The 12,474-nt window shown below is 42.0% G+C and carries 12 protein-coding genes; 4 read left to right on the top strand and 8 right to left on the bottom strand.

Features of this window, described 5'->3' with window-relative positions:
• Positions 1–218: 218 nt before the first annotated feature.
• The 3 genes from F6K64_RS32045 to F6K64_RS32035 all read right to left on the bottom strand — a co-directional run bounded on the left by F6K64_RS32045 (position 219) and on the right by F6K64_RS32035 (position 4,660).
• On the bottom strand, positions 219–1,535 hold the full coding sequence (locus F6K64_RS32045) for a D-arabinono-1,4-lactone oxidase (RefSeq protein WP_008184937.1): 1,317 nt from the start codon (positions 1,533–1,535) through the stop codon (positions 219–221).
• A 64-nt stretch (positions 1,536–1,599) separates the two neighbouring features.
• Positions 1,600–3,300: an Eco57I restriction-modification methylase domain-containing protein gene (locus F6K64_RS32040; RefSeq protein WP_008184939.1), complete on the bottom strand. Its 1,701-nt coding sequence runs from the start codon at positions 3,298–3,300 to the stop codon at positions 1,600–1,602.
• A 37-nt stretch (positions 3,301–3,337) separates the two neighbouring features.
• On the bottom strand, positions 3,338–4,660 hold the full coding sequence (locus tag F6K64_RS32035; protein ID WP_287267502.1) for a tetratricopeptide repeat protein: 1,323 nt from the start codon (positions 4,658–4,660) through the stop codon (positions 3,338–3,340).
• A 234-nt stretch (positions 4,661–4,894) separates the two neighbouring features.
• Here F6K64_RS32035 and F6K64_RS32030 point away from each other — a divergent pair, with 234 nt between their 5' ends.
• Together F6K64_RS32030 and F6K64_RS32025 are read left to right on the top strand one after the other, a co-directional pair.
• A complete protein-coding gene (locus F6K64_RS32030) occupies positions 4,895–5,644 on the top strand; it encodes an SDR family oxidoreductase (RefSeq protein WP_008184943.1) in 750 nt (249 codons plus the stop codon).
• A gap of 17 nt (positions 5,645–5,661) precedes the next feature.
• On the top strand, positions 5,662–5,820 hold the full coding sequence (locus tag F6K64_RS32025; protein WP_154659810.1) for a hypothetical protein: 159 nt from the start codon (positions 5,662–5,664) through the stop codon (positions 5,818–5,820).
• Positions 5,821–5,860: 40 nt separating this feature from the next.
• Here F6K64_RS32025 and F6K64_RS32020 read toward each other — a convergent pair whose 3' ends face one another.
• The 4 genes from F6K64_RS32020 to F6K64_RS32005 all read right to left on the bottom strand — a co-directional run bounded on the left by F6K64_RS32020 (position 5,861) and on the right by F6K64_RS32005 (position 9,757).
• Positions 5,861–7,120 (bottom strand): AAA family ATPase, encoded by a 1,260-nt coding sequence (locus F6K64_RS32020; protein ID WP_287267500.1) that lies wholly within the window; start codon positions 7,118–7,120, stop codon positions 5,861–5,863.
• Positions 7,113–8,963 carry a tetratricopeptide repeat protein gene (locus tag F6K64_RS32015; protein ID WP_287267498.1) on the bottom strand — a complete coding sequence of 617 codons (1,851 nt, stop codon included), beginning with the start codon at positions 8,961–8,963 and terminating at the stop codon, positions 7,113–7,115. Before F6K64_RS32015 ends, F6K64_RS32020 begins: the two co-directional genes overlap by 8 nt.
• A 352-nt stretch (positions 8,964–9,315) precedes the next feature.
• Positions 9,316–9,450 carry a hypothetical protein gene (locus F6K64_RS32010; RefSeq protein ID WP_267872043.1) on the bottom strand — a complete coding sequence of 45 codons (135 nt, stop codon included), beginning with the start codon at positions 9,448–9,450 and terminating at the stop codon, positions 9,316–9,318.
• Positions 9,451–9,523: 73 nt separating this feature from the next.
• Entirely contained in the window at positions 9,524–9,757 is a 234-nt protein-coding gene (locus F6K64_RS32005) for a hypothetical protein (protein WP_008184949.1), read from the bottom strand.
• A gap of 605 nt (positions 9,758–10,362) precedes the next feature.
• On the opposite strand from F6K64_RS32005, the gene F6K64_RS32000 reads away from it, so the two are divergent.
• Positions 10,363–10,590, top strand: coding sequence for a hypothetical protein (locus F6K64_RS32000; RefSeq protein ID WP_287250611.1), 228 nt, complete (start codon positions 10,363–10,365; stop codon positions 10,588–10,590).
• Between the two features lie 303 nt (positions 10,591–10,893).
• Entirely contained in the window at positions 10,894–12,009 is a 1,116-nt protein-coding gene (locus F6K64_RS31995) for an SdrD B-like domain-containing protein (protein WP_008184960.1), read from the top strand.
• On the opposite strand, the gene F6K64_RS31990 is transcribed toward F6K64_RS31995, so the two are convergent.
• On the bottom strand, positions 11,971–12,288 hold the full coding sequence (locus F6K64_RS31990) for a hypothetical protein (protein WP_131826893.1): 318 nt from the start codon (positions 12,286–12,288) through the stop codon (positions 11,971–11,973). The two genes, F6K64_RS31995 and F6K64_RS31990, sit on opposite strands and share 39 nt — an antisense overlap.
• Positions 12,289–12,474: the final 186 nt, after the last annotated feature.

Genomic DNA, 12,474 nt, shown 5'->3' with positions numbered 1-12,474 from the left:
AGCCGTCAGCTTAAGATCAACCTCAAACGGGAGAATTTAATAGTTCGAGATTTTGTAAGCATATGCGCGTAGCCGATAAGCTGAAAGCTGACAGCTGAAAGCTGATAGCTGACGGCTGAATGCTTACATTTTTATTAAGGGTAATTATCCCGAAATGATATTAGAGAGTATGGAAGAAACCCCGGCTGTGAAACGAACTCCCAACCGATTTGAGCCAATCATACATCAAAAGGGAAGAGGCGGTCGAGGAAGGGGTTAGAAAAAAGTCGATCAGGATCAAATTCTTTCATAAGCAGAGCGAAGTCATCCCAACGTGGGTATTGTGAGCGAAGATATTCCCGATTGGAATAAAAGTGCTTGCCCCAGTTGGGACGGCCACCATACTCTAATAATATCTTTTCGGCTTCCCGGTGATAGTTTTCAATCACCTTAAAATCTGACCCTGATAAGTTAAGGCTAATATAAGCAGACTCTCTTTGATACAGTGGGCTTAACCAATGCTCTTCGGAACTAGCAAATCGAACTGATATTGGTAGGTTTATCCTAAATCCCTGTTTTTTTATCATCTCGTGAATTTGCTCCAGAGCTTTGATTGTAGCTGACCTTGGTATGGCATACTCCAACTCGGAATAGGTGAAATTAATATTCTCAAAGGCGAGGATCTTAAAGCTCTTATCCCAACGGTTTAATCCCCGTAGATTAGTAAAAAAAGCTACTCTAAAGATGATAGGAATTAGAGCAGGAAAATTTCTGGTAATCCAGTCACCGATTCCATTGCCGGATCTAGATATAGTTCTAGATAGGTCGTCTAGGAATTGTCTCCAGAATGGCATGGGAGTAACCGGCTCATCCATTTTATTAAACTTAAACCAATAGGAGCGTGAGGTGTGGGGAAATTCAAAGAATTGGAAATGATCGTTTTCTTTAACTAGTGTGTCTATTTCTTTTCTGAGCACGGAAGTTAACATCGGTTGTTGAACATCTCGCAAGAAGAATGTAGGTACACAACGAAGCGTTAATCTAGTAATAATACCAAGGGCACCCAAGTTGACACATACTCCATAAAATGTGGGATTATCTTGTTGGTAGCGGACAACTTCCCCGGATGCTTTCATTAGCTCCAGCTCGACCACTGCACTGGCCAGTGAGCCATTCTTGTCTCCTGTTCCATGGGTAGCCATTGCTATGGCACCAGAAATAGTCTGCTTTGTAATTGCTCCCAGGTTTTCCAAGGCCATGCCGTGTTGGTCTAGGTATTGATTCAAGCTGTTTAGTGTTATTCCTGGCTCGACAGTAACGGTGCCCCGTTCTCGGTCTAGCTCGATTACTCGGTTTAGTCGCTTCAAGGATACAAGAACACCATCGGTGCATGCAGCTTCTGACCATGAGTGTCCCGAACCAACAACCTTAACTTTCATCCTTTCGGTTCGAGCCATGGCAAGAACTTTCCTGAGATCTTCGTTAGAAGACGGCTCGACAATACTTTTGGGGTTGCAAGAAACATTACCCCTCCAATTTGACCAAGTAACTGACATATTAATTTATGAAAAATCTTGTAATGGTTTTTATATATTATAGCATAGGATACTCATTGCTTATTTAGATCTGGTTATCTCTAATCACAGCTCGCTCCTTTGGTGTCAATCCATAAATTTCAGACACTGCATAGTTTCCAAGGTTAAGATCTCCTGTGTTTGCTGCTTCTATTAGCATTCTTTGAAGATTCTCTGAAATACTTTGCCACTGAGGAAGTCTGATTCGCCGCAAGTATTGTGCTTGAAAGCGAAGATACCCTCCCCTGAGCTGAGTTGAGTAAATAGATACAAATAGTTTAGCTATACCTGATTTGAGAACTGTTTGAAGTGCCTTTAAGTCCCACTCTTGTGAAGTAATGAAATAAAGGTTATGATGGGGGTATAATTTTCCATCTTCATAGACAATATGTGCTTTGGATTTAATATCAGGAATTAGCAGTTTAGGGTAAGCGGTCAGGCTGGGATAAATTCTATCAATTGTTCTGTACCAATTCTTGGGATTTTTCTTGGCACAGTTCCGTTTCAAAATTGTATCGGAATGTTGGGCAAGGTAACTTGCCAGCTTGGGATAATTTTCAAGTTCAACTAAAGAACCATTGTCGTGAAATGGGTTGATAACACCAAGGCCACCCCACTTGATAATACCAGTTTTAATATCTTGTGTCTTGACTAAAGGCAATTTTCTATCGGGTTCAACCTCCAGTTTTTCAAAGGGCCCAATGTAAACTTTATCTGCTCCGGTCGCTACACCAATGCCTACCTTACAACCAACGTCTTCTAAACTAGGAAAGTCTTCTTCCAGGCGACGAACCACCATAAGTTCTTTAACAGAATCTAGAATCCATGGTTTTGAACCATTTGTGACACCCCTAAGCTCGATGATACCACTTTCCGGTGAAATAGAGTCAGCACAAAAATTTTGTGCTAGTTTCTTAAGTGTGTTGTATTCAACTAATGGTCGATGAGCAACTCGAACAACTTCGGATTTTTGGCACTTGATGACTGTAATGGCAGGATAAGCACTAACTTCAGTGCGAAACGCTTGAGTATCGACCATATCAATATAGTAAGCAAGATGATAATGATCAGAAACCATTGCTCGTAGTAGCTTACCGTATTTATTCTTTAGCCATTGATTGGCACAAATAAAACCTAAAACCCCTCCAGGTTCCAAACTACTTAGGGCACGTTCAATAAAAGGGACATATAAATCTGCTCGATCATATATAGTGTTATATCTGGCTCGATACTCGGCCAAGAGAATATCCGGAATCAGCTCTTGCCGAACATAAGGCGGATTGCCAACTGCATGAGTAAATGAACCTGGTAAATCTACAAGTAGGAAGTCACCTTCAATCAGCCAGGATGTTAGCAATTGATAGGCGTCATCTTGATTAATTCCATGGTGCTGGAGTAACCTTAAAAGTTTAATTCTGGTATTTTCAAAGCTTTGAGGATTGATCTCAACTGCACGAATAGAATTGTGGAGACTATCAACTAGTCTGACTTGATTAGAATCATGAGCACCATAAGCAGTTAACAGTCGCTCTACAATCGGAACAAGAAAGTCACCTTCACCAATCGAGGGTTCAAGTATCCGATAGTCTGGCAAAGGGCGATCTACGGTATAACCTGTCAGGTCAAGAATAAACTCTACAACCTCACGTCGGGTAAAAATTGCTCCTCGTTCCTCACTACTCTTTGCTGCAAAGCTTCCGACAGCAGAGGAAAAATCAAATAATCGCAAGCTTAGTTGCTGTTCCATTGTGACCGAACCATGACTTGTGGTATTTTAAGGTATATCAGTTTCTTAGCTCAATCAGTAGTCTAGCAATATGACGTTGAATGTTTTCCCAATCTTCGGGAAAGTCGTCACGGGTAAAGATTTCTGAGGCATTTTCATAGCATGCGATCGCATTTTCCAGATTCTCTGTAGTCTCTCCTACTATTCTGTTGCTGTAAGCATTACCCAGGTTATATAGGGTCCTTGCCCACTCTTCGGGGAAGTCTGGTTTGGTATAAACCTCCAAGGCTAGTTGGTATTGGGCAATAGCAATTTCAAGGTTATCAGCCCGGTCTCCACGGATTCTGTCACTATAGGCGATGCCCAGGTTGTTGTGAGTACTTGCCCAATCTTCGGGGAAATCTGGTTTGGTGCGAACTTCTAATGCTCGTTGGTATACTTCTATGGCTTCTTCGAGATTATCAGCCCGATTGCCACGGATTCTTTCACAGTAGGCATTGCCCAGGTTATAGTGAGTCATTGCCCAATCTTCGGGCAAGTCTAGTTTAGTGCGAATTTCTAATGCTAGTTGGAATGCTTTAATAGCAATTTCGAGATTATCAGCCCGGTCTCCACGGATTCTTTCACAGTAAGCGATGCCCAGGTTGTTTTGAGTACTTGCCCAATCTTCCGGGAAGTCTGATTTGGTATAAACCTCCAAGGCTATTTGGTATGCATCTATGGCTTTTTCGAGATTATTAGCCCGATTGCCACGGATTCTGTCACAGTAGGCATTGCCCAGGTTGTTTTGAATAGCTGCCCAAATTTCCGAGTTACTGTGATTAGTAAAAACCGTTAGCATGGTTTGGTAACCGGTAATGGCGATTTCCCTATTATTGGCTTGATTACCCAGTGGAAAATCGCTGATTATGGTGCTGAATTCCCAGATAGTATTAGCTATTTCTGTTGCTGTTTCTGGTTCCGCTTCTGAGAGTTTAGCAGTTGCCCAGGTTTGCAGGATATTGATAAAATTATGATCGAGTTTGTCTAGGTTTGCTACCAGTAGTTGGTAGACTACTTCGCGGTCGCCTTTGCTGTTAGCGATTGCTAGCAATACTTCCTCTAAGAATTGCTGATAATCTTCCGATGAAGCCTTAGCTGAAGTAAGGGTTTCTGAAATTGCCAGACCCTTTAAAAGCTTACTCCTGATCCGCCGTAAAAAGTTAGCAGCATTTTGCTGACCCTTTGCTGTCAGATAGTCTGCTGATTGTGCCATTACCTGTAAGAATTCCGCATCCACTAACTCGCGGTTGCTATTAAGAAGTTGGACTTCTTTGCCCTTGGGACAAGTTAGGAGTTGGTGGAGCAAGTTGAGGTATGCTTGTTTTCTTTGTTTGTCCATTGTTTATTACCCCTGGGTCAGCTGTCAGCCTTCAGCTGTCTTGGTTGTGGGAGCATGTAACTTATGCAGAACATTTGTACTAAATCTTTAGCCCCCTCATTGGTTTAAGCTTGCTCTGATGGTACATAGTTGATCTGTTCTGCAACTTTGAGTTGCTTCCTTTGGTTGTTACTTATATAATAGTATTTTATAAATAGTATTTTAGACACGCTTATCCTGCCTGAGATATCAACAATGGAAGAACTAAAAAATAAAGTTGCATTAATTACTGGTGCTAGTTCTGGTATTGGTCGAGCAACGGCGATCGCCTTTGCCAAAGAAGGTGCAAAAGTTGTGGTTGCTGCCCGTCGAAGTAAAGAAGGAGAAGAAACGGTTGATTTAATCAAAAAAGTAGGTGGAGAAGGTATTTTTATCCAAACTGATGTCACTCAAGAAGAACAGGTTAAGAATTTAGTCGAAAAAACCGTTGAAATCTATGGTCATCTTGATTGTGCTTTTAATAATGCTGGTTTCGCTGTAGGAAATCCAATTACTGAAGAAACAGTAGAAAATTATGACCAAGTCTTTAATGTCAATGTTAAAGGGGTATTTTTATCTCTGAAATACGAACTATCCTATATGTTAAATCATGGAGGGGGAGCAATTGTTAATTGTGCTTCTATTCTAGGTTTGGTTGCTTTAGCACCAATATCTCTTTATACCGCTAGTAAACACGCAGTATTGGGCTTAACTAAAACAGCGGCTTTAGAGGTGGCACAGTCTAACATTCGTGTTAATGCCGTATGTCCCGGTGTAATTGACACAGACATGGCTCGTCCTTTCTTCCCTATTCCTTTCTATCAAGAGTTTATTAAAAAACATCCTATGGGTCGAGTAGGCAGAGAAGAAGAAGTTGCCAATGCTGTAGTTTTTCTGTGTTCAGATAAAGCATCTTTTATTACAGGAGAATTTTTAGCTGTAGATGGAGGTTTTCTCGCTCAATAGATGTAGGAGCTGTAAGCATGCAGCGGTCAGCGGTCAGCGGTCAGCGGTCAGCGGTCAGCTCAGAGGGCTCCCCCAAAGGTGGTGCGTACGGGGCGGATTATCCCGATCCGGGCGTTGAGGCCAAAAATCAGAGGCTTTCCGCCCCTAACGCACCCTACGTAACTACTCATTTCTAAATTCTAAATTCTAAATTCTAAATTCTAAATTCTAAATTCTTCATTCTTCTTCATCTGACTGCTCTGAAGGAGGCAAAAGTAAAGGATTTCCTTGATATTCCGCTGCTTTATCCGTAGGTAAACGACGCACTAAGTCAAATTGGATTAATTTATCTAAAATCGGTAAAATTTGACTAAACTCTTGAACTTTCATACGCTTGAGTTCATCCATGGTTATGTTTTCATCGGATAGCACCCCTTTTTCTAAAACTAACTCAAGCACATAATAATCTTCAGCACTCAATTTTGCATGAATGCGCAGTTGTTGACTGACATCTTCTAAACCTTGCTGAAAGACGTCTGGTGTAATCTTGTCTGCTTTCAGTTCCGCTGCTTTCAGTAATACATAACTACCAATGCGATTAAACCAACGGGGTATCCCCTCGGAACGTTCACACAAATTGTTAGCAGTTTCTAGAGTGAAGGGATAAACGCTATCAGGATTAATTGGGTCTTTACTAGTTTCTCTAATCCGGGCGCTAGCAAGATAGTTAATTAACATTTGATAAGTAGTGGTTTGGTCTAATGCTTTAATCTCTAAGGCTAAATCAAATAATCCTCGTTCACCGATCAAAAGCTCCTGAGTCAACCCGGAAGGATGACCAGTCAAAATAAACCAAGCATCACCTTTGAGCATGCCTTGAGCATTGTGCAATAGTTGACGCACTCGGTCTGGGTCTTGTTTATCTAAATCATCGATAGCAATCACCACACGACTATACTTTTCCAGCGCCCTTTCCAATAAGTCTTGAAAGGTGAGGGTGGGAAACTTCGGAGCATTAACCGGTTTGGATTCCGCTTCAATGCTTCCCCCAAACCCGGCAAATTTTCCCTCTAACTTGGTCTTGGTTTTGCGAGTCGATTCACTCATCAATCCCATGTTGTTTAACAGTTGTTGCGCCCACTCATCCTCTGGCATATGTCGAGCTAGGGCAATCAAAGCAGCGGTTGCTAAATCAGTTTCAAAGGGTAGACTGATATAGGTAGCGAGAGTATCTTCGGTGTTCCGCTGTAAAACTCCCAATACTTCTAAAATAAATGCTGTTTTACCAATACCAACGGGACCATAGACTAATATCCGCTTCCGTTCACGACCCTGCAATAAGTTAAATATCTTGCTTAACTCCTGGGTGCGACCTGTAAAAACTTGCTCTAGGTTTGACTGCAAGCTGGAAGCACTTTCAGAAAAAGGAATTTCTTCAAGATTCCAGTTAGCAAAATTTTGTTTTGTTTTCTTCCAAAGTTTATCAGCTTCACTCATGGCTATGGCTTGGGTTTAATTTTTTTAATTTGTTTATCTTTGATTTTGCTAATAGTTGGAATATTTCTTGAATATTATCAATTTTTTGGTTATCCTTAAGTTTATGATAAATATCACAAGCCTGGGTTAATTCTTGTCTAGCATCGTCGATAAATCCAAGGGAAATCATTAGTCTCCCTAATCCCGTTTTGCAGGCAGCTATTCCTTCTTGATTTTTGATATAGTCGTAGATGCGCAGAGCGTCCCGGTAATGGATGCGGGCTTTGTCTAGGTTCATCATTAAATGATGGGTGCGGGCAATGTGGTATATTGCATCTGCACGGGCTTCTAGGTTTTCGGTTTGGCGATAGATAGCCAGACTTTGCTCTAAACGGGATAATCCATCATACCAGCTTCCTCGCTGAACCAGTAGTTTACCAATATTAGTTTGAACGTCTGCCCAATCTTCGGGAAACGCTTCACGGGTGTAGATTTCTGAAGCATTTTGATAGGATGCGATCGCATTTTTCAGATTTTCTGCACTATTTCCGAGTATTCGCTTACTGTAGACATTACCCAGGTTATTTTGAACAATTGCCCAATCTTCGGGGAAGTCTTGTTTGGTGATAACTTCCAAAGCTAGTTGGAATGCTTCTATAGCAAGTTCGAGATTATCAGGCCTATTTCCACGGATTCTGTTACCGTAGGCATAGCCCAGGTTATATTGAGTGTTTGCCCAATTTTCAGGAAAGTCTGGTTTAGTAAGAACGGATAAAGCTAGTTGGTATGCTTCGATAGCATGTTCGAGATTATCCGCCTTATCTCCACGGATTCTGTAAATGTAGGCAATACCCAGGTTATTTTGAGTGTTTGCCCAATTTTCAGGAAAGTCTGGTTTAGTACGAACGGATAAAGCTAGTTGGTATGCTTCTATGGCCAGTTCTAAATTATCAGCTTTGTCTCCATTGATTCTGTTACTGTAGGCAATGCCCAGGTTATATTGAGTGTTTGCCCAATCTTCAGGGAAGTCTGGTTTAGTACGAACGGATAAAGCTAGTTGGTATGCTTCTATGGCCAGTTCTAGATTATCAGCTTTATCTCCATTGATTCTGTTTCTGTAGGCAATGCCCAGGTTATATTGAGTTATTGCCCAATTTTCGGGAAAGTCTGGTTTAGTCCAAACGGATAAAGCTAGTTGGTATGCTTCTATGGCCAGTTCTAAATTATCAGCTTTGTCTCCATTGATTCTGTTAATGTAGGCAATGCCCAGGTTATGGTGAAGGTTTGCCAAATTTTCCGGCTTACTCTGATTAGTAAACACTGTTAGTATCGTTTCGTAACCAGCAATAGCAATTTCCATGTTATTGGCTTTCTTCCCTAGTGTAAAATCGCTAATAAAGTTGCTAAATTCACCAATAACTGTAGCCATAATTTTTGCTATTTTTGGCTCCGCTTCTGAGAGTTTAGAACTTGCCCAGGTTTGTAAGATATCGATAAAGTTATGATCGAGTTTGTCTAGGTTTGCTTCCAGGAGTGGATAGACTACTTTCGGATCACTATTGCTTTCGCTAGTTGCTAGCAATACCTCTTTAAAAAATTCTAGATAGTCTTGGTCTGAAGCATTAACTAAGGTAGGGGATTCTGAAATTCTCTCTAAAAGGTCACTCCTGAGACTACCTAAAAATTCAGCAGCATTTTGGTTGCCATCTGCTGCTAGTTTTTCTGCTTCTTGTGCCATTACCTGCAATAACTCTGCATCCACTAACTCGCGGTTGCTCTCAATAATTTGGATTTCTTCACCGCTGGGACAAGTTAGCAGTTGCTGGATCAAGTTGAGGTATGCTTGTAGTCTTTCTTCGTCCATTTTTATTTATTCAGCTATTAGCTATCAGTGCTCAGCGGTCAGCTATCAGTTTGATATGGTGGTGCGTTACAGGACGGACTCTTCCAAGATTAACTACCGATAAAATGAGGCCGAGCCCGTCCCTAACGCACCATACGCCTACTCTTTTCCCCCCTTTTTTTAAGGGGGGTTAGGGGGGATCAAAACTCCCATTAATAACTTCTATAAGTATAGCAATTAATAAAAAAATTCGGTCAAGCTCAGATAAACTCTAATACTTGACCGAATTATATTGTGTAAACCTCAAAACGTACAGCTAAGCTGCACTTAAACCATATAACTCCTGATTAATTGTACATTATTCCCGAGTTAGTCAGCTATCAGCGTGTCGCGTATCAGCCAAAGGCTTAGCCTGCGCGTAGCGCAATCGGTGCTTTTGAATAAAATAAGCTGACGGCTGACCGCTGACGGCTTGCTGATTTATACCCCTCCCCAAAAAAACGTTCATTCTTCATTCTTCATTCTTCATTCTTCATTCTTCATTCCTGGTCGCCAGGGCGACGCCCTGGCAATTTACTATCCTAATCTACGTAAAAATATCGAATCAAAGTCACCATAACCTCACCAGGATTTCCGGTAGGTTCGGGAGTGCTCCACTCGTCGGGATAAGCGTATTTAAGAGAATAGATGGTAAGAATTGTTTTCCGAACTTGTTCAGGAGAACCGACCAAGATGTGCTTGGCTTTCTTAGCTTTGCGACCTTGGTTTTCAGGGTTTTGATTGTCATCAGGGTTTGAAGGAAAGTTTGTACTCATGAATCGTTATTGGTTTAAAACGCTTACATTATTAATATATCAATTTATTAATCTCTGGTCAAGGGGTTTAGGAATTTTTTTTTATTACCAAATAGCGACGATTAATCGTAGGGTGGGCAGTGGATGAAACCAATAAAATCGGATCGGAATCGGTTGGATATGCACTGCCCACCAACAGTTTTAATAAAATTAATCGTAGGGTGGGCAGTGGACGAGACCAATAAAATCCGATCGGAATCGGTTGGATATGCACTGCCCACCAACAGTTTTAATAAAATTAATCGTAGGGTGGGCAGTGGACGAGACCAATAAAATCGGATCGGAATCGGTTGGATATGCACTGCCCACCAACAGTTTTAATAAAATTAATCGTAGGGTGGGCAGTGGATTAAACCAATAAAATCCGATCGGAATCGGTTGGATATGCACTGCCCACCAACAGGGATTTAATTAGTTTTAATAAAATTAATCGTAGGGTGGGCAGTGCTCTATCGGATAGAGCACTGCCCACCCTACATGTATATCTGGCTGGTGGGCAGTGCTCTATCCGATTTTCAACTATTACTATCCCTTAATAAACCACTGCCCACCCTACATCTTTATTTATGCCCACCCTACATGTATATCTGGCTCTGGTGGGCAGTGCTCTATCCGATTTTCAACTATTACTATCCCTTGAAAAAGCACTGCCCACCCTACATCTTTATTTATGCCCACCCTACATGTATATCTGGCTCTGGTGGGCAGTGCTCTATCCGATTTTCAACTATTACTATCCCTTAATAAACCACTGCCCACCCTACATCATATCTACATCAGAACTCAATTTGTAACGTTTTGCAACTATGGCCAAAATGGCGGGACAGATTGAGCCTATTGTTCCATTTTTTAGATAGGTCTGGGATTAGCAACATCTCAAGTCTGATTGATTACTTATTTGATATAGGGGTTTCTAGCCTAATCAGACCCGGTGGTGCGTTACGGAACCGGCTGTCCCAATAGTGGGAACCGAAAAAATGAGGGCGAGCCGGTTCCTAACGCACCCTACGTAACTGTTCCCTGTTCCCTGTTCCCTGTTCCCTACTCCCTATTCCCTATTCCCTATAAACATACATTTCATTAATAGGAAAGTAACCATGATAGTAATCAACGATAGCGACAATTCCAATTCACACCCAAACCCATTGCCTACTCCGGTACCACTACCAGAACCAAATCCGAATGATCCTACTGGTTCTATTGGCAATTATGTTTGGTTAGACAGCAACAGAGATGGTCTCCAAAATGAGCCTCCTGAAAATGGTGTCAATGGCGTTACTGTTAATCTCTTCGACATCAACGGTAACCTAATCCAGACAACTACTACGAATGATGATAATAATGAGAATCCTGGTTTCTATCTATTTGAGAATATCCCGGATGACCTTTCTACTCGTTATACCCTGGAATTCGTTGCACCGGAAGGGTTTACTTTTACTACCCAAGATAATGACCCACGACAGTTTATTGATACCGATAGTCCCATAGATAGTGATGTTGATCCCAATACCGGTCGTGTTACTATCGGTCCGATCACTCGATTCTTGCCAGAAGGGATTGACCAATTGGTATGGGATGCTGGTCTGGTGCCAGTTAAACCAGGGTCAACCGGTACCCCAGGGGATGACAAACTGATTGGTACTCGTCGTAATGACCACATTAGTGGTGGAAAGGGTAACGATACTATTGTCGGTCGTGGTGGTAATGATACCCTCTCCGGGGATGGAGGCAAGGATGTAATTAAAGGGGGTGCTGGTAAGGATGTGCTTGATGGTGGCACTGGTCGTGACACGATTAATGGTGGTCGTGGTAATGACACGATTAATGGTGGTGGTGGTAAGGATCGTTTAGTGGGTGGTCGTGGTAATGACCACATCACTGGTGGTGGTGGTGATGACAGGATTAATGGTGGTCGTGGTAGTGATACGTTAGTTGGTGGTGCTGGTCATGATCAGTTTTTGTTCACTAAGGGCAGTAGCTTCCGCCATGGTGACGTGGATGTGATCGAGGACTTTGAAATTGGTGCAGATCTGATTAAATTGAAGGGCTTTGGTGCCATTGATCCTCAACAGTGGTTTCATAGAGCAGTAAAATCTGGTATCCTATCTGACAGTGACAAGGGTGTTGTTCTTTCTCCTAAGACTGGTGGAACCCTTGTGATTGAGGATGTGCATCTAGATCAATTGAGTGGTGACGATTTCCAATTGGTATAGAATAGATTTCTTGCAGAAGTAGGGAATAGGGAACAGAGAACAGGGAACAGGGGATAATAGTAGAACAGGCATCTTGCCTGTGGTGCTATGGGCATCTTGCCCGTGGTGGAATGGGCATCTTGGTAGAACAGGCATCTTGGCTGTGGTGCCATGGGCATCTTGGCTGTGGTGCCATGGGCATCTTGCCCGTTTCATTTCCGGGCAGGCAGGATGCCCACCCCACTCATATTCATTCGAAGATTCAGCAATGCCGTTTGGATTAGCGCTACCACCATCCACAAACAGGTAGTTAGGTGTGCATCAAGACAAGGTCGTTTAAATGCGCGACAGCTTACCAAAAATTTAGGGACTATTTGGGTTGGGAAGTGATTAACCGGAAATGATCTAATATCATGTCCGGTGCTTTCGGTAGTCTTCATAGTTTTCTGAAAAATTTGTCTGGAAATAATTTCACGCTTTTTTAAG

This window comes from Moorena sp. SIO3A2, from assembly GCF_010672265.1.
Classification (GTDB): Bacteria; Cyanobacteriota; Cyanobacteriia; order Cyanobacteriales; family Coleofasciculaceae; genus Moorena; species Moorena producens.
The sequence above is the reverse complement of the archived record's forward strand: the minus strand, read 5'-3'. Positions and strand labels throughout refer to the sequence as shown.